This window comes from Rhizobium rhizogenes NBRC 13257, assembly GCF_000696095.1.
Lineage (GTDB): Bacteria > Pseudomonadota > Alphaproteobacteria > Rhizobiales > Rhizobiaceae > Rhizobium > Rhizobium rhizogenes.
This window is the reverse complement of sequence record NZ_BAYX01000001.1, coordinates 34,761-55,232: the sequence shown is the minus strand read 5'-3', so window position 1 is coordinate 55,232 and position 20,472 is coordinate 34,761. Positions and strand designations below refer to the sequence as shown.

Annotated in this window: 21 protein-coding genes; 8 read left to right on the top strand and 13 right to left on the bottom strand. The window is 60.9% G+C overall.

Translation table 11 applies throughout. From position 1 onward, the window contains the following. Window positions 1-15: 15 nt before the first annotated feature. The 4 genes from RRH01S_RS00240 to glpK form a co-directional block, all read right to left on the bottom strand. On the bottom strand, window positions 16-1,065 hold the full coding sequence (locus tag RRH01S_RS00240; RefSeq protein WP_012652013.1) for a serine hydrolase domain-containing protein: 1,050 nt from the start codon (window positions 1,063-1,065) through the stop codon (window positions 16-18). A gap of 112 nt (window positions 1,066-1,177) precedes the next feature. Then, on the bottom strand, window positions 1,178-2,143 hold the full coding sequence (locus tag RRH01S_RS00235) for a S66 peptidase family protein (protein WP_034517818.1): 966 nt from the start codon (window positions 2,141-2,143) through the stop codon (window positions 1,178-1,180). Window positions 2,144-2,202: 59 nt separating this feature from the next. Then, window positions 2,203-3,012 (bottom strand): hypothetical protein, encoded by an 810-nt coding sequence (locus RRH01S_RS00230; RefSeq protein ID WP_012652015.1) that lies wholly within the window; start codon window positions 3,010-3,012, stop codon window positions 2,203-2,205. A 184-nt stretch (window positions 3,013-3,196) separates the two neighbouring features. Next, window positions 3,197-4,693, bottom strand: coding sequence for a glycerol kinase GlpK (gene glpK / locus RRH01S_RS00225; RefSeq protein ID WP_012652016.1), 1,497 nt, complete (start codon window positions 4,691-4,693; stop codon window positions 3,197-3,199). A 234-nt stretch (window positions 4,694-4,927) separates the two neighbouring features. Between glpK and RRH01S_RS00220 the strand changes: the two genes are divergently transcribed. The 4 genes from RRH01S_RS00220 (at window position 4,928) to xdhC (ending at window position 10,702) form a co-directional block, all read left to right on the top strand. Then, the gene (locus tag RRH01S_RS00220; protein WP_012652017.1) at window positions 4,928-5,704 is read left to right on the top strand and encodes a 3-hydroxybutyrate dehydrogenase; all 777 of its coding nucleotides are present in this window, start codon (window positions 4,928-4,930) and stop codon (window positions 5,702-5,704) included. 69 nt (window positions 5,705-5,773) lie between these two features. Continuing rightward, the gene (xdhA, locus tag RRH01S_RS00215) at window positions 5,774-7,246 is read left to right on the top strand and encodes a xanthine dehydrogenase small subunit (RefSeq protein ID WP_012652018.1); all 1,473 of its coding nucleotides are present in this window, start codon (window positions 5,774-5,776) and stop codon (window positions 7,244-7,246) included. Window positions 7,247-7,248: 2 nt separating this feature from the next. Further along, window positions 7,249-9,585, top strand: coding sequence for a xanthine dehydrogenase molybdopterin binding subunit (gene xdhB, locus RRH01S_RS00210; protein WP_042469602.1), 2,337 nt, complete (start codon window positions 7,249-7,251; stop codon window positions 9,583-9,585). Window positions 9,586-9,886: 301 nt separating this feature from the next. Then, window positions 9,887-10,702, top strand: a complete 816-nt coding sequence (xdhC, locus tag RRH01S_RS00205) for a xanthine dehydrogenase accessory protein XdhC (protein WP_037218701.1) — start codon at window positions 9,887-9,889, stop codon at window positions 10,700-10,702. On the opposite strand, the gene RRH01S_RS34730 is transcribed toward xdhC, so the two are convergent. Continuing rightward, a complete protein-coding gene (locus RRH01S_RS34730) occupies window positions 10,678-10,881 on the bottom strand; it encodes a hypothetical protein (protein WP_012652021.1) in 204 nt (67 codons plus the stop codon). The two genes, xdhC and RRH01S_RS34730, sit on opposite strands and share 25 nt — an antisense overlap. An 81-nt stretch (window positions 10,882-10,962) precedes the next feature. On the opposite strand from RRH01S_RS34730, the gene RRH01S_RS00200 reads away from it, so the two are divergent. After that, window positions 10,963-11,880 carry a LysR substrate-binding domain-containing protein gene (locus RRH01S_RS00200; protein ID WP_080705400.1) on the top strand — a complete coding sequence of 306 codons (918 nt, stop codon included), beginning with the start codon at window positions 10,963-10,965 and terminating at the stop codon, window positions 11,878-11,880. Window positions 11,881-11,883: 3 nt separating this feature from the next. On the opposite strand, the gene RRH01S_RS00195 is transcribed toward RRH01S_RS00200, so the two are convergent. Next, the gene (locus tag RRH01S_RS00195; protein WP_007694249.1) at window positions 11,884-12,216 is read right to left on the bottom strand and encodes a hypothetical protein; all 333 of its coding nucleotides are present in this window, start codon (window positions 12,214-12,216) and stop codon (window positions 11,884-11,886) included. A gap of 208 nt (window positions 12,217-12,424) precedes the next feature. On the opposite strand from RRH01S_RS00195, the gene RRH01S_RS00190 reads away from it, so the two are divergent. The 3 genes from RRH01S_RS00190 to RRH01S_RS00180 all read left to right on the top strand — a co-directional run bounded on the left by RRH01S_RS00190 (window position 12,425) and on the right by RRH01S_RS00180 (window position 16,203). Continuing rightward, window positions 12,425-13,663 (top strand): urate hydroxylase PuuD, encoded by a 1,239-nt coding sequence (locus RRH01S_RS00190; RefSeq protein ID WP_042469598.1) that lies wholly within the window; start codon window positions 12,425-12,427, stop codon window positions 13,661-13,663. Then, window positions 13,660-14,967, top strand: coding sequence for a guanine deaminase (gene guaD / locus RRH01S_RS00185; protein WP_037218709.1), 1,308 nt, complete (start codon window positions 13,660-13,662; stop codon window positions 14,965-14,967). Before RRH01S_RS00190 ends, guaD begins: the two co-directional genes overlap by 4 nt. A gap of 96 nt (window positions 14,968-15,063) precedes the next feature. Next, window positions 15,064-16,203, top strand: a complete 1,140-nt coding sequence (locus RRH01S_RS00180; RefSeq protein ID WP_012652025.1) for an alpha-hydroxy acid oxidase — start codon at window positions 15,064-15,066, stop codon at window positions 16,201-16,203. Here RRH01S_RS00180 and RRH01S_RS00175 read toward each other — a convergent pair. The 7 genes from RRH01S_RS00175 to RRH01S_RS00145 all read right to left on the bottom strand — a co-directional run bounded on the left by RRH01S_RS00175 (window position 16,200) and on the right by RRH01S_RS00145 (window position 20,432). Beyond that, window positions 16,200-16,940: a metallophosphoesterase family protein gene (locus RRH01S_RS00175; RefSeq protein ID WP_012652026.1), complete on the bottom strand. Its 741-nt coding sequence runs from the start codon at window positions 16,938-16,940 to the stop codon at window positions 16,200-16,202. The two genes, RRH01S_RS00180 and RRH01S_RS00175, sit on opposite strands and share 4 nt — an antisense overlap. Before the next feature lie 3 nt (window positions 16,941-16,943). Further along, entirely contained in the window at window positions 16,944-17,300 is a 357-nt protein-coding gene (uraH, locus tag RRH01S_RS00170) for a hydroxyisourate hydrolase (protein ID WP_012652027.1), read from the bottom strand. After that, complete coding sequence (locus RRH01S_RS00165) at window positions 17,297-17,797, bottom strand: ureidoglycolate lyase (protein ID WP_042469992.1); 501 nt, start codon at window positions 17,795-17,797, stop codon at window positions 17,297-17,299. The genes uraH and RRH01S_RS00165 overlap by 4 nt, the downstream gene beginning before the upstream one ends. 5 nt (window positions 17,798-17,802) lie before the next feature. Then, window positions 17,803-18,165: a HepT-like ribonuclease domain-containing protein gene (locus RRH01S_RS00160; RefSeq protein ID WP_012652029.1), complete on the bottom strand. Its 363-nt coding sequence runs from the start codon at window positions 18,163-18,165 to the stop codon at window positions 17,803-17,805. Window positions 18,166-18,199: 34 nt separating this feature from the next. Next, complete coding sequence (gene uraD / locus RRH01S_RS00155) at window positions 18,200-18,703, bottom strand: 2-oxo-4-hydroxy-4-carboxy-5-ureidoimidazoline decarboxylase (protein ID WP_012652030.1); 504 nt, start codon at window positions 18,701-18,703, stop codon at window positions 18,200-18,202. A gap of 1 nt (window position 18,704) precedes the next feature. After that, entirely contained in the window at window positions 18,705-19,628 is a 924-nt protein-coding gene (gene puuE / locus RRH01S_RS00150; RefSeq protein ID WP_012652031.1) for an allantoinase PuuE, read from the bottom strand. A gap of 96 nt (window positions 19,629-19,724) precedes the next feature. After that, the gene (locus RRH01S_RS00145; protein WP_012652032.1) at window positions 19,725-20,432 is read right to left on the bottom strand and encodes a DUF1045 domain-containing protein; all 708 of its coding nucleotides are present in this window, start codon (window positions 20,430-20,432) and stop codon (window positions 19,725-19,727) included. Between the last annotated feature and the right edge of the window lie 40 nt (window positions 20,433-20,472).

Sequence of the window (20,472 nt, the reverse complement as noted above, 5' to 3'; positions counted from 1 at the left end):
AGGCCACGTCAAAAATTATCGTTTGAAAGGTTCGGCTTGGCGGATGAGGCCAATCAAATCGGCGACCTGGTGAAGCCGGGGAGACTTCAATGGCAGATCGCGGTCGGTGCGCTCGACAATGACCAGATCCTCCTGCGGGATGACAAAGGCATATTGCCCGCCTGCACCCCAAGCAAAATAGGAGCCCGCCGGCAAGCGAAATGCATTCGTGCTCCCATCAGTGGCCGGCGATGGCCGGTCCGCAGTCCACCAAAGATACCCATATCCGAACTCGTGATCGGCATCCGAGTAAGGCGTCGTGCTGTCCCGCACCCATTGTTGGGGAACGATCTCCTGCCCATTCCAGCGCCCACCATCCAGAAAGAGTAGAGCAAAGCGGGCAAGATCCCGGGTACTCATCCGGAACGTATAGGCGGGATGGATCGATGCGCGCCCGCGAACCTTGTGCTGCGCATGCGGGTCGTAATCCTGCATTCCGATTTTCCGCGCGATCTCATCCTCGAAGGCGTCATAGATGGAGATGCCGGTCGCCTTCTCGTAGATCGTGCCGAGAGCATTGAAATCCCAGTTGTTGTAATACCAGAACATTCCCGGCACATGGCTGAAGCGCTGCGGCCGCCGCGCGGCCATCGCCTCCGTCTCATAGAGCGCCGGATGATAGATGCCGGACCGCGCCTCCAGCAGCATCCGGACCGTCGCCTGCTTCTCCTGATCGGACAGCGACGGGGGGTTATCGTCGATACCCAATTGCTGGAGCGCGCTGCCAAGATCGATCTGATGGTGCACAACCGCGATCCCGATCAGGGAATCGAGCAAACTCTTGCGAATGGAAGCCAATTCCATCGGCTTGCTCGTATCTCCCCATTCGGCAACGATGGCCCCATGCTGGACCACCATAACGGCGCTGACATCATGCCCGTCGGCAAAGGCCTTCGCCTCTGCCAATTTCGGCGCCGACCATCCGGATGTCTGGGGAGATAATTCTGTCCATTCGGCCGAAGGGACGGTTTGCGCCAAGGCCGGGGTCGACAGCAGTCCAACGAATAGCAGCCAGATGAAACGCATAGCCGATGCCCTGTTTCAAACGTCGACATCGAACTTCCGGGCGAATAAGTCTTTTCGTTGACTGAAGCGCGCCCGGCACGGTTCTGCGACATCAGGGCGCATGCCTTCCCATTCACGATGCGCAGGACTGGGCACAGACGCCACGCCGGATCACCAATGTCCCTCTTTCCGCATCCAGCTCGGCAACAGCACCGATCAAGGCGCTGACCGGGCTACGCCCATGCCCCAGCGGCAAACCGCCAAGGACCGGCACACCGAGCACATCAAGATGTTCGCGCAAAATATCGATGACCGAGAAACGGAGATCGAATTCAAAATCGGTGAACTGGCCGACCGCGACACCTGCAAGACCATCCAAATGCCCGGCCCTGCGCAGCATCGTCATTTGCCGGTCCACCTGCCCTCGGTATCTGCCGTTGGCTTCAAGCAACAGGATCGCCCCATTCAAGTCCGGCAAGGCCCAGCCGGCCGCCGCCGTCACCGTTTCGAGATGCCCGCCGATCAGCCGCCCTGTAACCCTTCCACTCGTCGTCAGCGCTGCCGTCGGCTCCTCCGGACGGGATTGGATAATGATATCTTCTGCAGTCATCAGTGCCCGGTGAAGCGCGCTGATGGTCCCCGCACTGACATCCTGCTCTCCGGGACCGGCGAAAAACGCACCGTGAATGCCGATCAGGCGGCAATGCTTCAGAAGACTGAGATGCAAGGCGGTGATATCGCTGAAACCGATCAGAAACTTCGGATCGCGTCGGGCAGCCGCAAAATCCAGCCGATCCGCGATCCGGTACGATCCCTTGCCGCCACGCGTGGTGAAGATCGCCCGAACCTCGGGATCGCGAAGCGCGGCATCGAGATCCGCCAATCGCTCCTCATCGGTCCCGGCAAGATAATCGTGCTTGCCAAAGGCATACTCGCCGAAACCGACGCTGAGCCCCCACCCTTCCAATATTTCGGCGTGTCTCAGAACCCTATCCCTGTCGGGCGGGCTTGCGGGAGAGACAAAACAGATCCTATCGCCCGGCCGCAATGGCGGCGGCGTCAGAACTTGATCGGTGTTTGCATGATCCAGTGATTCCATGCCGCGATTTTGGCATGGAATGATGACAGGCGGCAGCCTTCGATCGAACTGCTAGTTCGTCAGCCGAGCGACGGGGTCAAGACGCCAGCCGGTTTTGAATCCGTCCGCGCAGCCCTTGCCTGGGCCTCGGACATCTGCCGGGCGCGAGCCTTGCCCTCCCAGAGCGGCAGGCCGAGGGACTGCGCGACTGCCGGGTCGGCGGTGAAGATCGGATAGCCTTGCCCTATCAGCCGCAATAGGATTTCCCTGTCCTTACCAATGTGCAACCGGGTCAGATTTTCCTGATTGTAGACATGACCGCCGGAATCGGGGTTGATGCCGGTAATAACGACGGCAGTAGCGCCGTTATAGAGCGCGAAAAGCACGGCGTTGATGCCATTTGAACACTTGTCGTCCGCGCCCAGTTCGCTGCATTTCATGCCGCCAACCCGGTCAAGAAGCGCCATGCGCCGGTAGCGGTCGACGATTTCGAGATTGTCGTACCGATAATTGAAGGCTTTCAGCCCATCCTCGAGCCGCTTGCGACCATCGCGCCAGAGCAGGATGTACAGCATCTTCGCCCGCTCGCCATTCAGCACGCGCCGGACTTCAACCGCATTCGTATTCGTTCCCTCGATCTGGTTGAACTGCACCAGCGCGACATCGGGCGCCTCGACGCCCCAGGCCTTGGTGACAACCTGAGAGCCATTGATGGTGATCACCCGGAAGGTCTCGTCGAAATCCGCAGGCTTGTGCGACACCGGCGCCGATCCGACCACGACAACGGGTCCAGAAAACGGTTCTGAGAGCGTGGGCGGCTTCGGCCGGATAAGCCGATATTTCAGACGCCGATAAAAATGTTTCTTCAGTTCCGCAAATTTAGCAGCCATGCCTCGCCCTAAGACCCCCGAAGGCGTTCACCAAAAGATAGTCGAACCCACCGAAAGCGACCCCGCAACAAGATGTTGCCTGGCCGCTCGTAACATCGACTATCGCTGCTTCGAGTTGCATTAGGAAAATAAAGAAATCTTACACGATCAAATTTTCGGTGAGCTGCGCATAATTCAGTGGCTTTTATCCCGCGCTCAAGGTCCGCCGCACCGCGTCTTTCCAACCCTTGAGTTTCCCGCTTCGCGTTTTCTCGTCCATCGCGGGCTCGAACCGCCGGTCGCGCGCCCAGGCCTTGGCAAAGCCCTCGCGGTCCGGCCAGACACCGGCGCGGCTGCCCGCAAGCCAGGCGGCGCCGAGCGCCGTGGTTTCCAGGATGGTGGGGCGATCGACTGGGGCGTCGAGCAGGTCGGCGAGCCGCTGCATCGTCCAGTCGGAGGCGACCATGCCGCCATCGACGCGCAGCACCGTCTCCTTGCCATTGCCGTTGCGCCAATCCTTGTGCATGGCATCCAGCAGGTCGCGCGATTGGTAGCAGACGGCTTCCAGCGCTGCGCGGACGATTTCCTCAGGCCCGGTATTGCGCGTCAGCCCGAAGATGGCCCCGCGCGCGTCCGGATCCCAATGCGGAGCGCCAAGGCCGGTGAAGGCGGGCACAAGATAGACCTCCTGCAAAGGATCGGCTTTTTCCGCCAGCGCGCCGGAATCGGCGGCGCTCTTGATCGCCTTCAGCCCATCGCGCAGCCATTGTACGGCCGCGCCGGCAATAAAGATCGAACCTTCCAGCGCATAGGTCGTCTCCCCATCCAGCCGGTAGGCGATGGTGGTCAGCAGCCGGTTCTTCGAGCGCACGATATCCGTGCCGGTATTGAGCAGCGCGAAGCAGCCGGTGCCATAGGTGGATTTCATCATGCCACGCTCGAAGCAGGCCTGGCCGATGGTCGCCGCCTGCTGATCGCCGGCAACGCCGAGGATGGGAATGGTGGCGCCGAAAAGCGATGCGTCGGTAATGCCGAAATCGGCGGCGCAATCCTTTACTTCCGGCAGCATGGCAGCGGGCACGCGCAGGATCTCAAGAAGATCCTCGTCCCACGCATTGCTGGCGATATTGTACATCAGCGTCCGCGAAGCGTTGGTCGCATCGGTGACGAAGCTCTTGCCGCCGGTCAGCCGCCAGATCAGGAAGGTGTCGATGGTGCCGAAGCAGAGTTCACCCTTGGCGGCGCGGGCTCGCGCGCCCTTCACATTGGCCAGCATCCAAGAAAGCTTGGTGCCGGAAAAATACGGGTCGAGCAGCAGGCCGGTGCGGCGGGTGAAGAGCTTTTCCAGATCCTGCCGCTTCAGCTTGTCGCAATAGCTCGCGGTGCGGCGGTCCTGCCAGACGATGGCGTTATGGATCGGCTTGCCGGTCTCGCGGTCCCAGACGACAACGGTTTCGCGCTGGTTGGTGATGCCGACGGCGGCGATGTCCTTTGCCGTGATGCCGGCCGCCGTGATGGCCTTGCCGACAGTAAACAGCACGGATGCCCAGATTTCCTCCGGATCATGCTCGACCCAGCCGGGTTTCGGATAATGCTGCGTGAACTCCTTCTGCCCGACGCCCGCAACTTTCATATTGCCGTCGAAAACGATCGCCCGTGTCGAGGTCGTTCCCTGGTCGATCGCCAAGACATAGCCGCCCATGTATTCCTCCCGATAGTTCTGTCTTTAAAGCAACAGATACGACAGCAAAACGAATGTGAAAAGAAAGCAAAACGAAATTTTTGTCGAAAACGCCCCATTCCCGCTCGCGAATATATGAAGCATGCTGTCGCAAAAGAGTCTTGCAGCGATGCGATTGCCATATTCGCGGGTTTGGGACTAACCTCAAGCCGCTATTGCGCTGCACCAAGATGCCGCGCGTCCAAGGAGAACATCATGGCAAGAACAGTCGTTGTCACCGGTTCTACAAGCGGTATCGGCCTCGCCATCGCGACCGCCTTCGCCGCGAAGGGTGAAAACATCGTCATCAATGGTTTCGGCAAGCCGGAAGAGATCGATGCCATCAGAAACACGCTTGAAGCCTCGGGCGGCGGCAAAGTGATCTACCATCCGGCCGACATGACCAAGCCCGCCGAGATCGCCGACCTGATCGCGACCGCCAATTCGACCTTCGGCAGCGTCGACGTTCTGGTCAACAATGCCGGCATCCAGCATGTCGAGAAGATCGAGGATTTCCCGATCGACAAATGGGACCAGATCATCGCCATCAATCTGTCGAGCTCGTTCCACACCATTCGCGCGGCCGTGCCGCTGATGAAGGCGAACAAATACGGCCGCATCATCAATATCGCATCGGCCCACGCCCTCGTCGCCTCCCCGTTCAAATCCGCCTATGTCGCGGCAAAGCATGGTATATTGGGCCTGACCAAGACGGTTGCGCTCGAGCTTGCCGAATTCGGCGTCACGGCCAACGCCATTTGCCCCGGCTATGTTCTGACCCCGCTCGTCGAAAAGCAGATCCCGGACACGGCCAAGGCGCGAGGGATGACCGAGGAGCAGGTCAAGAACGAGGTGATCCTCAAGGCGCAGCCGACGCATGAATTCGTCAAGGCCGAGGAGATCGGCGCATTGTCGCTCTACCTAGCCAGCGACGACGCGCGTCAGATCACCGGCACACACGTCTCGATTGACGGTGGCTGGACTGCGGAATAACGATAGACGGTTAGGGCCGGATTCGACGACGCGTCCGGCCCTGAACGACAAAAAACAATTGGGAACCACATGAACGACAGCATCCGCTTTATCCTCAACGGCGAGGATATCTCACTTTCCAGCCTGCGCCCCACCGAGACGCTCCTCGATTTCCTGCGTCTCAACCGGCATCTGACGGGCACGAAGGAAGGATGCGCGGAAGGTGATTGCGGCGCCTGCACCGTTCTGGTCGGCCGGCTGATTGACGGCGGACTGCACTACGAATCAGTCAACGCCTGCATTCGTTTCGTCGGCTCCCTGCATGCCACCCATGTCGTCACCGTCGAGCATCTGGCCGCCAGGGATGGTACGCTGCATCCGGTGCAGCAGGCCATGGTTGACTGTCATGGTTCGCAATGCGGCTTCTGCACGCCGGGCTTCGTCATGTCGCTCTACGGCTTGTGGCTATCGACCGAAAAGCCGAGCCGGGAGCAGATCGAAAAGAGCCTGCAGGGCAATCTCTGTCGTTGCACCGGCTACGAGCCGATCGTGAAAGCCGCCGAACAGGTGAGCCAGAAACGCCCGAGCGCCCTGTTCGATCCGCTGGAAAAGACCCGCTCCGACATCGTCGCCCGTCTCTGGGCCATGCAGGGCGGCGATACCATCAATATGACCTCTTCCGACGGAGATCGCCTGATCGTACCGGGTTCGGTTTCGGCGCTTGCGCAGGTACTTGCCGACGAGCCGAAGGCGACCGTCGTCGCCGGCTCCACCGATGTCGGCCTCTGGGTTACCAAGCAGATGCGCAAGCTCGACCCGGTCGTCTTCATCAACCACCTGACTGACCTGCAGAAGATCACCGTGGACGACACCGGCCTCACCATCGGCGCCGGCGTTACCTACAGCCGCGCCTTCGCCGCCATTGCCGAAAAGATCCCGGCATTCGCGAACCTGATCAACCGCATCGGCGGCGAGCAGGTGCGCAACATGGGTACGATCGGCGGCAACATCGCCAACGGGTCACCGATCGGAGACACGCCGCCGCCGCTGATCGCGCTCGGCGCCACCGTCAAGCTGCGCTCGGTCGCCGGCAGCCGTACGTTGCCCTTGGAAGATTTCTTCATCGACTACGGCAAGCAGGATCGTAATCCCGGCGAATTCGTCGAGGGCATCTTCGTGCCCTACCCCGCCGAAGACATCCATTTCGCCGTCTACAAGATCTCCAAGCGCCGTGATGAGGATATCTCGGCACTTTGCGGCGCTTTCCATCTGGCGCTGGACCAGGCCGGCAATGTCGCCGACATACGTATCGCCTTCGGTGGCATGGCCGGCACGCCGAAGCGCGCCCGCACGGTCGAGGCCGAACTGATGGGCAAGCCCTGGACGGAAGCGACGGTCAACGCCGCGCGGCCCGCCTTTGATGCCGACTACTCGCCGCTCACCGACTGGCGCGCCACCGCCGAATACCGGCAACTGACCGCCAAGAACCTGCTGATCCGCTTCTATCTCGAGACGGCCGGCGCGCCGCAGGAATTGAAGCGCTTCGCGACGGTGGAGGCGTAACGATGGACAAGTCCACCTTCGAAGAGCGCAAGGTCATCAACGGCTCGATGCATGGCTCGCAGAAGCATGACTCGGCGCACAAGCATGTAACCGGCGGTGCCGACTATATCGACGACCTGCCGGAACCCTCTGGCCTGCTGCATGGCGCGCTCGGTCTCTCCGACCGCGCCCACGCCGACATCGCCGGTATCGATCTTTCCGCCGTCAAAGCCTATCCGGGCGTCGTCTGGATGTTCACCGGCAAGGACATCCCCGGCGTCAACGACACCAGCTCGAACGGCATGCATGACGAGCCGCTGCTCGCTGAGACCAAGGTCGAGTTCCACGGCCAACCGATCTTCGCCGTCATTGCAGAGACCCGCGATGCCGCCCGCCGCGCCGCGAGGCTTGCCAAGATCGATTATCGCGATCTGCCGCATTGGAGCGATATCGATGGTGCGCTCGCCAATGGCGCGCCGCTAGTCTACGAGCCGATGACGCTGAAGCGCGGCGAGCCGGAAAACGAGATGGCCAATGCCAAAAACCGCATCAAGGCGCAGATGCGTATCGGCGGCCAGGAGCATTTTTATCTTGAAAGCCACATCGCCATGGCGATCCCCGGCGAAGACGACGAAGTGACCGTCTGGTCGTCCACCCAGCATCCGAGCGAAATCCAGCATATCGTCGGCCATGCCCTGAACATTCCGTCCAATGCCGTCACCGTCAACGTGCGCCGCATGGGCGGCGGCTTTGGCGGCAAGGAGACGCAAGGCAATCAGTTTGCCGCCCTCGCCGCCGTCGCCGCCAAGAAGCTTGGCCGCGCCGTGAAGTTCCGACCCGACCGGGACGAGGACATGGCCGCCACCGGCAAGCGCCACGACTTCCTGGTCGACTACGAAATCGGCTTCGACGATGAGGGCCGCATTCATGCGGTCGACGCGACCTATGCCGCCCGCTGCGGCTTCTCCTCCGACCTCTCTGGCCCGGTCACCGACCGCGCGCTGTTCCATGCGGATTCGAGCTATTTCTATCCGCATGTGCATCTCGTCTCGAAACCCTTGAAGACGCATACGGTCTCCAACACCGCCTTCCGCGGTTTCGGCGGCCCACAGGGTATGGTAGGCGGCGAGCGGTTTATCGAGGAGATCGCCTACGCGCTCGGCAAGGACCCGTTGGAGATCCGCCGCGCCAATTTCTATGGCCAGCCGGGTTCCGGCCGGACGCTGACGCCCTATCATCAGGAGGTGGAGGACAACATCATCCACCGTATCGTCGATGAGCTGGAAGAATCCTCCGATTATCAGGCGCGCCGTAACGCCATCATCGAGTTCAACCGTTCCAGCCGCTTTATCCGCAAGGGCATCGCGCTGACGCCGGTGAAATTCGGCATCTCCTTCACCATGACCGCCTTCAACCAGGCGGGCGCGCTGGTGCATGTCTATCAGGACGGCTCGATCCACCTGAACCATGGCGGCACGGAGATGGGCCAGGGCCTCTATACCAAGGTAGCGCAGGTCCTGGCCGACAGTTTCCAGGTCGATATCGACCGGGTGAAGATCACGGCGACCACCACCGGTAAGGTGCCGAACACATCCGCGACCGCCGCCTCCTCAGGCTCCGACCTGAACGGCATGGCGGCCTTCGACGCCGCCCGGCAGATCAAGGAGCGGCTGGTTGCTTTTGCCGTGGAGAAATGGAGCGTCGGGACCGAAGAGGTCCAGTTCCTGCCGAACCGCGTTCGCGTCGGCGACAGCGAAATCCCCTTTCCCGACTTCATCAAGCAGGCCTATTTCGCCCGCGTGCAGCTCTCAGCTGCCGGCTTCTACAAGACGCCGAAAATCCATTGGGACCGCAAGGCCGGTCGCGGCACGCCGTTCTATTACTTCTCCTACGGCGCCTCCGTCTCCGAAGTCTCGATCGATACGCTGACCGGCGAATATCTGATCGACCGCACCGATATCCTCCACGATGTCGGCCGTTCGCTGAACCCGGCCATCGATATCGGCCAGGTCGAAGGCGCCTACGTGCAGGGCATGGGTTGGCTGACCACTGAGGAACTCTGGTGGGATGCCAAGGGCCGGCTGCGAACCCACGCGCCATCCACCTACAAGATCCCGCTCGCCTCCGACCGGCCGAAGATCTTCAACGTCCGCCTCGCCGAATGGTCCGAAAACGCCGAGGCCACCATCGGCCGCTCCAAGGCCGTCGGCGAACCACCCTTCATGCTGGCGATTTCCGTTCTCGAAGCCTTGTCCATGGCTGTTGCGAGCGTCGCGGACTACCGCGTCTGCCCGAGGCTGGATGCGCCGGCAACGCCGGAGCGGGTGCTGATGGCGGTCGAGCGGCTGAAGGGGATGTGATGGTTGGGGGGGTGACGTGCCGTAAGGAATACCCTTCGCTTGCGCTCAGGGTGTTCGTTGGTACGCGCCGAACGGCCCCCCTCTGCCCCTTTGGGGCATCTCCCCCACAAGGGCGGAGATCGGCAACTCGCAGCATTCTTTCGCCTCAAGCAAACAACGAACCTGCTGAAGCCGAGTTTATTGTTTCTACCGATGGCGCGGCAAACGCCCAACGATCTCCCCCCTTGTGGGGGAGATGTCACGAAAGGTCCGAAGGACGAGGGGGGTACACACTCTCAGCATACTCCAAGGGTCCCAATATATGACCCAACCCCTCGAAGCCTTCCTCTCCCAAAACCCACGCGCCATCCTGATCGAAATCACCGGCACGCAGGGCTCCACCCCGCGCGAGGCCGGCACCTTCATGCTGGTCTCGGCGGATCATATCTGGGGGACGATCGGCGGCGGGCAGTTCGAGTATCTGGCGATCGGCAATGCCCGGGAAATGTTGGCGGGTACGGGTGGCGTGGAGTTCATGGATATCCCGCTCGGCCCCGAGATCGGCCAATGCTGCGGCGGCCGCACGCAACTGCGCTGCCGCCCAGCGACGCCGGAGACGATCGAGACGCTGAAACGGCGGCTGCGGGACGAGAGCGGCGACTGGCCGGAGGTCTATCTCTTCGGCGCCGGCCATGTCGGGCGCGCCCTGGCGATCGCGCTGAAACCGCTACCGATGATCACCACGGTCATTGAAACGCGGCAGGAGGAGCTGGACGAGCTTCCGGCCGATATCAACACTCGCCTCGTCGCCATGCCGGAAGCCTTGGTATCGGATATTCCCGCAGGCGTGGCCATCGTCATCCTGACCCATGACCATGCGCTGGATTTCCTGATTGCCCAGCAGGCGCTTGCCCGCACCGATCTCGCCTATGTCGGCATGATCGGCTCGGCGACGAAACGCGCCACCTTCGCCCATTGGCTTGCCCGCGAGGGCGGCGACAAGACTTTCCTCGACCGGCTGACGCTGCCGATCGGCGGCGGAGCGGTGAAGGACAAGCGTCCGGAGGTCATCGCCGCCATGACGGCCGCCGAGTTGCTGACGGCCTTTACGGCCTATCGCATCCGACCATCCTCATAGTGAGGCGCACGCCCGTCGAGAAACCCGAGGTCACGCTTGAGCTGTTCGGGCATCTCGTCGAGATCAAGCCGCGGCAAAGACGCCGTGCTTCCGGGAAAGACCTGCGCCAAGGTCTCCAACATGCGGGCCAAAACCGAAGGCCTCGCGATATTCACCTGTTCAACAGCATGGCAATCCATGACAACACCTCAATCCAATCGATGATATGGATTGCAGATTGCTCCCGAAAATGCTGAAATTCCAATCGAACAAACGTCTGCATGCATAAAGAGAGCTTATCCATGAAGCTGTCGAAACAGTTTCCATTGAACGCGCTCCGCGTCTTCGAGGCCGCCGCCCGGCTCGGCAGTTTTACCCGCGCCGGCGAGGAGCTGGGCATGACGCAGACGGCCGTCAGCTATCAGATCAAGCTTCTGGAGGGGAATATCGGCGAGCTACTCTTTTTGCGAAAGCCAAGGCAGATCGCGTTGACCGAGGCCGGAGAGCGGCTGGCGCCGAAGGTAAGCGAGGCATTTGCCCTGCTGCAGGAGGCCATGGCTTCGGTCAGCGGCGACGCCGAGACCACGCTCCTCATCGATTCGACGCCGACCTTCGCGTCGCAATGGCTTGCTCGACATATCGGCTCGTTTCAACTGCAGCATCCGAATGTCGCCGTCCGGCTTGCCACCTCGGGCAAGCTCATCGATTTCTCTCGCGACCCGGCCGATATCGCTATTCGCAGCGGCCGCGGAACATGGCCGGGCCTGCGTGCCCACCTGTTGATGAAAATCAACTTCACACCGATGCTCAGCCCCGAGCTGGCAGCCAGCATCGGCGGCATCCATGAGCCCGCCGACCTTCTCAAGCTGCGGATCATCGACGCCGGAGATCCCTGGTGGGAGCAATGGTTCCAGGCGGCGGAGGTGCCCGACCCCGGCCTGCAAGGCAGGCCGAGAAGCCGGCTCGGCGCGCAATCCTTCGAAGCAAGTGCCGCCATCGCCGGACAGGGCGTGGCGATCCTGACCCCCGAATTCTACGCCGACGATCTCGCCGGCGGGCGGTTGATCCAGCCCTTCGACATCCTTTGCAGCGATAGCTCGGACTACTGGATTGCCTATCCGGAAAGCAGGCGCCACACGCCGAGAATCCGTGCCTTCAGGAACTGGATCCTCGGCGAATTCGACATGCCACTGGAATAGGGCTCAATAGGCCATGTCCGGCGCGTAGAAACAGCGTGGCGTGTTCTCGTCCGGAAACAGGCAAAGGTGATAGGACCCATCCGGCGAACGCATCGTCTTGCCCTGCGGCAGCGTGAAGATATGAGCATGCGTTACATAGCGGTGATCGCCCGGCTGCAGCATGATCCGATAACCGCCCGGAATGACGGTGACCGTGCGGGAGGGGATCATCTCGCAATCGCCGGTCTCGCTGTCGCCACTACAACAGTAGGGATCATAGGCCCAGCCGGAAGGCGCATCGTGCGCGAGAGCCGCGGTAGAAAAAAGAAAGAATACGAACGCCAGAATACCACGCATGGGCAATTCTCCGTCGAAATGGACGGCTGACGCGGACGCAGTCCGCTCAAAGCAGCCGCAGGCGTTTCACAACTCGCCATATTCTGATCTAATGCGAGCCGGACGCACGACAAGAGTGTCGCTTTTCCCTGACACATCAAACTCCCCCCTTCCCTCCGTCCCCAACATTTTGCAATGTGTCGAGTCGGAGGAAGAAAAGGGGAACTGAATGTATGAATACGCCATCGCGTGGGAATGGCTGGCCTTTGCTGCCCGCTGGTTCCACGTCATCACCGCCATTGCCTGGATCGGTTCGTCCTTCTACTTCATCGCGCTCGATCTCGGGCTGGTGAAGCGTCCCCATCTTCCACCCGGCGCCTATGGCGAGGAGTGGCAGGTGCATGGCGGCGGCTTCTACCATATCCAGAAATATCTGGTCGCACCGGCCTCGATGCCGGAACACCTGACCTGGTTCAAGTATGAGAGCTATTTCACCTGGCTCTCCGGCTTCCTGATGCTCTGTATCGTCTATTACGGTGGCGCCAATCTCTTCCTCATCGACCGGCATGTGCTCGACGTCAGCGTTCCCGTTGCCATTCTCATCTCGCTCGCCTCGCTTGCCGGCGGCTGGATCGTTTACGACCTGCTCTGCAAGTCGCCGCTCGGCAACAATACCTGGGGCCTGATGGCGGTCCTCTATGCCGTCCTCGTCTTTATGGCCTGGGGCTATACGCATCTCTTCACCGGCCGCGCCGCCTTCCTGCATCTCGGCGCGTTCACGGCGACGATCATGTCGGCGAACGTCTTCATGATCATCATCCCCAACCAGAAGGTCGTGGTCGCCGACCTGATCGCGGGCCGCACGCCTGACCCGAAATATGGCCGCATCGCCAAGCAGCGTTCGCTACACAACAACTATCTGACGCTGCCTGTCATCTTCTTCATGCTGTCGAACCACTATCCGCTGGCCTTCGGCACGACCTATAACTGGGTCATCGCCGCGCTGGTGTTCCTGATGGGCGTCACCATCCGCCACTGGTTCAACACCACGCATGCCCGCAAGGGCCGCCCGACCTGGACCTGGATCGTCACCGTCATCCTCTTCATCCTGATCATGTGGCTTTCGACCGTGCCGAAGATCTTGACCGGCGAGAAGGATGCCGAAGCAGTCGCGCCCGCCTTCCAGCAGTTTGCGTCGGACGCGCATTTCCCGGCGGTAAAGCAGACGGTTTCGACGCGCTGTTCGATGTGCCACGCCGCCGAGCCGGTTTATGAGGGCATTGTGCGCCCGCCGAAGGACGTGATGCTGGAAAACGACGCAGAAATCGCTATGCATGCCCGCGAGATCTATATCCAGGCCGGCCGCAGCCACGCCATGCCCCCCGGCAATGTCACCGAAGTGACCCCGGAGGAGCGCAAGCTGCTGGTCGCCTGGTTCGAAAGCTCCGTCGGAGAAAAAGACCAATGACCACCCTTTTGCGCGGCCGCCTGCTGTCCTTCAAGCGCGCGCCGCAAAGCCTTGATGACACAGGCAGCTATACGTATGAAAGCGATGGCGGCCTGCTGATCGAGAATGGCATCATCGCCGCTGTCGGCCCCTATGCCGAGATCAAGGCGAAAGCACCGGCGGACGTTGCCGAAATCGACCACCGGCCGCATCTGATCCTGCCGGGCTTCATCGACATGCACCTGCATTTCCCGCAAATGCAGGTCATCGCCTCCTATGCCGCAAACCTGCTGGAATGGCTGAACACCTACACCTTCCCCGAGGAATGCCGCTTCGTCGAGAGCGCTCATGCCGAGCGCATCGCCACCCATTTCTACGACGAGCTGATCCGCCACGGCACGACGACGGCGGTTGCCTATTGCTCTGTGCACAAGACCTCCGCCGACGCCTTCTTTGCCGAAGCCATGCGCCGAGACATGCGTATGGTCGGCGGCAAGGTGATGATGGACCGCAACGCGCCGCAGGGTCTGCTCGACACGCCGCAGATGGGCTACGACGAAACCCGCCAGGTGATTGCCGACTGGCATGGCAAGGGCCGTAACCACGTCGCCATCACGCCGCGCTTCGCCATCACCTCGACGCCCGAGCAGATGGAAGCCACCGCGGCCCTTGCCCGCGAGTTCCCCGACCTGCACATTCAGACGCATCTTTCCGAAAACCACGACGAGATCAAGTTCACCGGCGAGCTCTATCCGGATGCGATCGACTATACCGACATCTACGCCCGCTACGGCCTGATCGGCCCGAAAAGCCTGTTCGGCCACGCAATCCACCTGTCGGAGCGTGAAGCCGACGCCATGAGCGAGGCCGGCGCGATCGCCGTTCACTGCCCAACATCCAACCTCTTCCTCGGCTCCGGTCTTTTCCCGCTGAAAGCGCTGACCCGCCGCGAAAAGCCCGTCCGCATCGGCGTCGCCACCGATATCGGCGGCGGCTCCAGCTATTCCATGCTCAGAACCATGGATGAGGCCTACAAGATCCAGCAGCTCCTCGGCGAACGCCTGAACCCGTTGGAAAGCTATTATTACATCACGCTCGGCAACGCCGAGGCCCTGTCGCTCGCCGACAAGATCGGCACGCTCGAACCAGGCACCGATGCCGACCTCACCATCCTCAACGCGGCCGCTACACCGGCCATGGCGCTGAAGATGGAGGTGGTAAAAGCGCTGCCCGAGGAGCTATTCCTGTTGCAGACGATGGGCGACGACCGGGCGATCGTGGAGACATATGTCGCGGGAAAACCTGCAAAATCGGTCTTGAATTGATAGAGTTCTCCCGCGATTATGGAACTCTCACATCCGGAAACAAACCGTTCTGATCCAAATTTCTCCATAGCATTTTCGTCAAGAAGGCAGACCGCCATGACCGCGCCGCTCACCATTGCCGACCTGAAACAGCTGGCCAAACGGCGCGTGCCGAAAATGTTCTTCCAATATGCCGATTCCGGTTCCTGGACCGAGTCGACCTATGAGGCCAACGAAGCGGATTTCAGGAAGATCAAGCTGCGCCAGCGCGTGCTCGTCGACATGACCAACCGTACGCTGGAAAGCACCATGATCGGCCAGAAGGTGTCGATGCCGGTGGCACTGGCGCCGACGGGGATGACCGGCATGCAGCATGCCGACGGCGAAATGCTGGCGGCGCGGGCGGCGGAAGAGTTCGGCATTCCCTTCACGCTCTCGACCATGAGCATCTGCTCGATCGAGGACGTGGCCTCAGCGACGACGAAGCCCTTCTGGTTCCAGCTCTATGTGATGCAGGACCGAGATTTCGTGATGAGCCTGATCGATCGCGCCAAGGCGGCAAAATGCTCGGCTCTGGTACTGACGGCCGACCTGCAAATTCTCGGCCAGCGCCACAACGACGTCCGCAACGGCCTCTCGGCACCACCGAAATTCGCTCCGAAGCACGTATGGCAGGTGGCAACCAGGCCCTCATGGTGCTGGCAGATGCTACAGACCAAGCGGCATTCCTTTGGCAACATCATCGGCCACGCCAAGGGCGTGAACGACGTCAAATCCCTTTCGAACTGGACGACCGGTCAGTTCGATCAGCGACTGTCGTGGAGCGACGTCGCCTGGATCAAGGAATATTGGGGTGGCCCGCTGATCATCAAGGGCATTCTCGACGTGGAGGATGCCAAGGCGGCGGTCGATACCGGCGCGGACGCAATCATCATCTCCAACCATGGCGGCCGCCAGCTCGATGGCGCTCCCTCTTCGATCAGTGTGCTGCCTGGGATCGTCGATGCGGTCGGCGACAAGATCGAAGTGCATATCGACGGCGGCATTCGCTCCGGCCAGGATGTGCTGCGCGCCGTGGCGCTTGGCGCCAAGGGCACCTATATCGGCCGCCCCTTCCTCTACGGCCTCGGCGCCATGGGCAAGGACGGCGTGACGCTGGCGCTGGAGATCATCCGCAAGGAGATGGATCTCTCCATGGCGTTCTGCGGCAAGCGGGATATCAAGACGGTGGACCGGGGAATTATCGCCGGGGCCTAGCGCAACCAGCCCGTTGCCAGCCCGCTCGCCCAATCGGCACGACCGACTTTGGTGGCGAATTCGGCCATCGTTTGATGATCGTAGGCCACCTGCCGGAAGATCGGCACCCAGACGCCGCCGACCTTTTCCATGATGGCATAGGAGGCCAAGGGATGGCCTGCCTCAACCCTGTGATAGTAGGGAAGATCGTCGTCATAGGCCGGGCAGCCGACGCTGCCGGGATTGACGATCAGGCGCCCGTCGGAAAGACGGACAGCACGCGGAATATGGCTATGGCCGCATAGGATCAGCGGGAAATCAACGCCGACAGCGAAGGTTTCGATCTCTTCAAGCGGCTTCAGATGGATATAACCGTCCGGAGAGACGGTTTCTAGCCAGTAGATATTGTCGTTTGCCGGCGTGGCATGGCAGAGATAGGCTTCGCCCTTATAAGTCGTACTGAAGGGCAGGCTTCGCAGCCAATCGAGATGATGCGGGGATAAGTCCTTATAAGCGACCCTGTCCGAGTCATGCATCGTCTCCGGCGCCTGTTCGATCAGATAGCGATCGTGATTGCCGCGAACCGTCACAGCATCAAGGGCAAGCAGAATATCGGCCGTCATGCCGGCGGTCAGCGGTCCGCTGAAGCAATCGCCGAGATTGATGATGTCCTCGATACCCTGCGCACGGATATCGGCAAGCACGGCCTCCAGCGCGAGGTGGTTGCCGTGGATGTCCGCAATGACAGCAAAACGCAAAACTCAGCTCCCGCGATAGGTGGAATAGCCATAGGGCGAAATCAAAAGTGGCACATGATAATGCGCCGTCGTATCGGCAATGCCGAAGCGGATCGGCACGAGATCGAGGAAAGCCGGATCGGGCAGCGTGGCCCCGCTCGCGCGCAGATAATCACCGGCCCTGAAGAGCAGCTCATAGGTGCCGGCAACGAAGCTATCGCCAATCAGGATCGGGCCGCCACCGACGCGCCCGTCGGCATTGGTCGTCACGGTCTTGAGATGCGTCCGCGTCTCGCCCGCGATCTTGAAGAGATCGATCACCAGTCCTTCAGCCGGCTTGCCGAGGGCAGTGTCGAGCACATGGGTCGTCAGTCCGGTCATAGGGTCGGCGCTCCAATGATGAAGGGGGTGTCGAAGAAGAATTCCGCCAGATTGTTGCCCGGCCCGTCACGATCGACAATGAGGAAATCGCTCGGCTGATCGAGCGTCATCAGCGGATAATGCCAGACATTGGCCCGATAATTCACGCCCTGGTCACCGCGCGCCAGAAAGACCTGCGGCCTACCAGGCTTGCCGTCCTCATCCTTCGAAACGATCACGAGGAACGGACGACCGTTGAGCGGCACGAAACTCTGGCTGCCGAAGGGGTGACGCTCCATCATCTCGATCGCATAGGGAAAGGCGCGTGGCTGACCACGAAAGAGGTTTAGGATCACCCGTGCGCCGTCGCCAAGGGCCTCGGCGCTGGAAAGCGCATGAAACCGCTCCGTCGTGCCGCCATTGATGAACCGCATCGTCGCCGGGTCAGCCTCGATCACGTCGCCGAAGGGGGCGAAGGCAGCCTTGGTCAGAGGGTGAATTTCGAGAGTCTGGGTCATTATGATCATTCGCCTTCTGCCCGCCAATGGCGGATCGCTTCGAGCTGCGATAGCAATTCCGGGACCGCGTGCGCAACGGCAGTCCAGAGATCCTCGACACCCATCGAAGCTTCGTCGAACAATAGGCGCTTGCCCATATCCCTCAGCTCGTTCCAGCGCACCTCCGGATGCTCCGGTTCGAATTCCGGATGTTTTTCCAACAATTCGACTGCTGCTGCACCAATGACGCAAAGGCTGTATGCGACAGCGGATTGCACAAGCTTGTTTCCAGCAAATGCAGCCCCATTCATGCCTCGAACGAAAAGACACGCCTCGTCGGCGGCCTTCTGCATGCGATCCAGATAATAGACAGGACCCTGCGTGGTCATAGCTAGGCCTTGTCGCCGAAAAGCCGGAGCCGCATCACACACCTCCGTCTGGAAGCATGGATTGCAGGCGAAGCAGGGCGATCTTCTCCACCTGCGCCGTTGCGGTCGTAAATTCCGCGTCCCGGTCATTGCCGATCCGCGTTTCGAAGGCGGCAAGGATGTCGTCCTTGCCGAGACCCCTGACCGCGATAATAAAAGGAAAGCCGAATTTCGTCACGTAAGCCGTGTTGAGTTCGGTGAAGCGGGCATGCTCTGCAGGGCTCAGCCGATCGAGCCCTGCCCCCGCCTGCTCCTTGCGGCTATCCTCGGTAAGCTCGCCGGCAATCGCCAACCGGCCGGCAAGATCGGGATGCGCCCGCAAGACGCCAAGCCGCTCGTCCGCACTGGCAGCGCGGAAAATAGCAGCCAGGACGGCATGAACGCCACCCGACGTCAGCGGCTCGGCAATGGAACCAGCGTCATAAGCACGCTCGGCGATGAATGGGGAGTGCTCGAAGACCCCGCCGAAACGAGCCACGAATTCGTCACGCGACACCATCTCAGGGAGCGCCCGCAGGCAGGTGGTTCTCGTACCAATGATTGGCGATCTCGATGCGCTTGGGCACCCAGACCTTGTCGTGCTTCAGCACATACTCAATGAAGCGCCTGAGCGCCGCCGCGCGACCCGGCCGTCCGACCAGACGGCAATGCAGGCCGACCGACATCATCTTCGGGCTGCCCTGCTTGCCCTCTTCATAGAGCGTATCGAAGGCGTCCTTGAGATAGGTGAAGAACTGATCGCCGGAATTGAAGCCCTGCGGTGTGGCGAAGCGCATGTCGTTGGTGTCAAGCGTATAGGGAATGATCAGGAACGGCTTGCCGTCGAGGCCATCGACCCAATAGGGCAGATCGTCGGCATAGGAATCCGACGAATAGAGAAACCCGCCCTCCTCCATCACCAGCTTAAGCGTATTATCGGAAGGCTTGCCCTGATACATGCCGTAGGGGCGCTCGCCGGTCAGCTCGGTATGCAGCCGCACAGCCTCGAGGATATGCTTGCGCTCAAGATCCTCGGGAAAGTCCTTATATTCCAGCCAGCGATAGCCGTGGCTGGCGATCTCCCAGCCGGCTTCCTTCATGGCAGCAACGGCTTCGAGATTGCGCGCCATGGCAAGCGTCACGCCATAGACGGTCGCCTGCACCTTGAGCTCGGTGAACATGCGCCACAGCCGCCAGAAACCGGCGCGCGAACCATATTCATAGATCGATTCCATGTTGAGATTGCGCTGGTTCGGCCAGGCCGCCGCGCCGACGATTTCCGACAGCAGGTTCTCAGAAGCCGGATCGCCGTCGAGAATGCTGCTTTCCCCGCCCTCTTCATAATTGATCACGAACTGTACCGCGACGCGGGCATCACCGGGCCATTTCGGATCGGGCGGATTGCGGCCGTAGCCGACGAGATTGCGGGGATAGGTATCGGACATGAAAGCACCTTCTCGAATATGCGGAGACGGTAGCATCCACGGCCGGAAAGTCGAGATGGAAAGTAAGAAACTCACTTTCCTTTCAGGAATAAATCCCTAGGCGATTTTGCGGGCGCTGATCTTGCCCATCGGATGCAGGGAGTGCACGCGGAACGGCCCGCCCATGCCCTCTTCCATCATCAGCGCGATGTTCGACACCGGCACAGGCTCGGCAAGTACCGGCTCGAAGACATCACGCAAGACCTGCTCCATGCGCGCGGTATCGGTGGGATTGACCGTGCCCGTCAGCATCATATGGAAGCGGAATTCGTCCATGACATGGGGATGGCCCCAGCGGTGCAGATTGGCGAATTGCGTGGCTGACAAGCCGTCGGGGTCGCTGCGTTCAATTTCCGCCTCGGTCAGCGGCGCACGGTAGTGATCGAAGGCCTGGATCACCGATGCGGCAAGGAAATGCATTTTCTGGCAGGGGACCGACGGCACCAGGCCAAAAGCGCTGCCAAGGCGCGCGACTTCCAGCCGCGGAATCTCGAAGGGCGTAAGCGTGCCGGAAAAGCGCATGAGATCGCGCAACAGCCCAGCCTCGGACGCATCCTCCGCCAGTCGAAACGGCGCCTTTAATGTGCCGTTGAAGCCATAGCGGCGCGGCACGGCGGTATGGAAGGCGATTTCGTGAATACCGAGCCCGCGCGTGGCGGGCGGATCGACCATCTCGCCGGAATAGACATTGCGGCCGAGCCAGTTTGCGGCCACCAGCGTCAGCGGATCGCTCGCGGACGGCGTGAAGCAAATGGCGTAGCGCATAAAATCTCCTCCAGAGGGCGATAAACCGGCTGGTCCAACC

Excerpts from the sequence above, each read along its gene's own strand:
- RRH01S_RS00240 (WP_012652013.1), bottom strand. The coding sequence starts at position 1,065 with ATGCGTTTCATCTGGCTGCTATTCGTTGGACTGCTGTCGACCCCGGCC.
- RRH01S_RS00235 (WP_034517818.1), bottom strand. The coding sequence starts at position 2,143 with ATGGAATCACTGGATCATGCAAACACCGATCAAGTTCTGACGCCGCCG.
- RRH01S_RS00230 (WP_012652015.1), bottom strand. The coding sequence starts at position 3,012 with ATGGCTGCTAAATTTGCGGAACTGAAGAAACATTTTTATCGGCGTCTG.
- glpK (WP_012652016.1), bottom strand. The coding sequence starts at position 4,693 with ATGGGCGGCTATGTCTTGGCGATCGACCAGGGAACGACCTCGACACGG.
- RRH01S_RS00220 (WP_012652017.1), top strand. The coding sequence starts at position 4,928 with ATGGCAAGAACAGTCGTTGTCACCGGTTCTACAAGCGGTATCGGCCTC.
- xdhA (WP_012652018.1), top strand. The coding sequence starts at position 5,774 with ATGAACGACAGCATCCGCTTTATCCTCAACGGCGAGGATATCTCACTT.
- xdhB (WP_042469602.1), top strand. The coding sequence starts at position 7,249 with ATGGACAAGTCCACCTTCGAAGAGCGCAAGGTCATCAACGGCTCGATG.
- xdhC (WP_037218701.1), top strand. The coding sequence starts at position 9,887 with ATGACCCAACCCCTCGAAGCCTTCCTCTCCCAAAACCCACGCGCCATC.
- RRH01S_RS34730 (WP_012652021.1), bottom strand. The coding sequence starts at position 10,881 with ATGGATTGCCATGCTGTTGAACAGGTGAATATCGCGAGGCCTTCGGTT.
- RRH01S_RS00200 (WP_080705400.1), top strand. The coding sequence starts at position 10,963 with ATGCATAAAGAGAGCTTATCCATGAAGCTGTCGAAACAGTTTCCATTG.
- RRH01S_RS00195 (WP_007694249.1), bottom strand. The coding sequence starts at position 12,216 with ATGCGTGGTATTCTGGCGTTCGTATTCTTTCTTTTTTCTACCGCGGCT.
- RRH01S_RS00190 (WP_042469598.1), top strand. The coding sequence starts at position 12,425 with ATGTATGAATACGCCATCGCGTGGGAATGGCTGGCCTTTGCTGCCCGC.
- guaD (WP_037218709.1), top strand. The coding sequence starts at position 13,660 with ATGACCACCCTTTTGCGCGGCCGCCTGCTGTCCTTCAAGCGCGCGCCG.
- RRH01S_RS00180 (WP_012652025.1), top strand. The coding sequence starts at position 15,064 with ATGACCGCGCCGCTCACCATTGCCGACCTGAAACAGCTGGCCAAACGG.
- uraH (WP_012652027.1), bottom strand. The coding sequence starts at position 17,300 with ATGACCGGACTGACGACCCATGTGCTCGACACTGCCCTCGGCAAGCCG.
- RRH01S_RS00165 (WP_042469992.1), bottom strand. The coding sequence starts at position 17,797 with ATGACCCAGACTCTCGAAATTCACCCTCTGACCAAGGCTGCCTTCGCC.
- RRH01S_RS00160 (WP_012652029.1), bottom strand. The coding sequence starts at position 18,165 with ATGACCACGCAGGGTCCTGTCTATTATCTGGATCGCATGCAGAAGGCC.
- uraD (WP_012652030.1), bottom strand. The coding sequence starts at position 18,703 with ATGGTGTCGCGTGACGAATTCGTGGCTCGTTTCGGCGGGGTCTTCGAG.
- puuE (WP_012652031.1), bottom strand. The coding sequence starts at position 19,628 with ATGTCCGATACCTATCCCCGCAATCTCGTCGGCTACGGCCGCAATCCG.
- RRH01S_RS00145 (WP_012652032.1), bottom strand. The coding sequence starts at position 20,432 with ATGCGCTACGCCATTTGCTTCACGCCGTCCGCGAGCGATCCGCTGACG.